The sequence below is a fragment of the Pedobacter sp. PF22-3 genome (genome assembly GCF_026239555.1).
In the GTDB taxonomy this organism is placed as follows: Bacteria; Bacteroidota; Bacteroidia; order Sphingobacteriales; family Sphingobacteriaceae; genus Pedobacter.
In genome coordinates, this window is sequence record NZ_JAPIVP010000049.1 from 1 (window position 1) to 693 (window position 693).

1 protein-coding gene is annotated in these 693 nt (G+C 43.9%); it reads right to left on the reverse strand.

Going from position 1 to position 693, the window contains the following annotated elements:
• Positions 1-693 (reverse strand): cadherin repeat domain-containing protein (locus OQX63_RS23255; RefSeq protein ID WP_265853174.1); only part of this gene is annotated, 693 nt, incomplete at both ends.

A 693-nucleotide genomic window follows, 5' to 3' on the forward strand; every position in this document is an offset into this window, starting at 1 on the left:
TTTACCGTTGCGGTCGAAGTTTTAGAAGCATCCAGTTTATCGGTGATGGTATAGGTCAAGGTATAAATACCGGCCGGGGTATTCGCGGCAACACTCACTTTTCCAGTAGTTGGATCAAGTATTACTTTTCCGTTGCTGTCATTCGTACCATTGGTGATGGTTACATCATTTAAGGTTGGAGCCGTAGTAGTGCCGTTATAAGCATCATTAGCCAAAACATTCGTAATAGCAGTTCCACCGGTTACCGAGTTCACTGAACCTGTATCATCTTTAGCCAATAAAGCTCCTGAAGCTATTGTTACATTTACCGTTGCGGTCGAAGTTTTAGAAGCATCCAGTTTATCGGTGATGGTATAGGTCAAGGTATAAATACCAGCCGGGGTATTCGCGGCAACACTCACTTTTCCAGTAGTTGGATCAAGTATTACTTTTCCATTGCTGTCGTTAGTGCCATTGGTAATGGTTACATCATTCAAGGTTGGAGCAGTTGATGTTCCATTATAAGCATCATTGGCTAAAACATTGGCTACCGCTGTGCCACCGGTTAACGAGTTTGCTGTTCCCGCATCATCTTTAGCTAAGATCGCTCCGGAAGCTACCGTTACTTTTACCGTTGCGGTCGAAGTTTTAGAAGCATCCAGTTTATCGGTGATGGTATAGGTCAAGGTATAAATACCAGCCGGGGTATTTGCG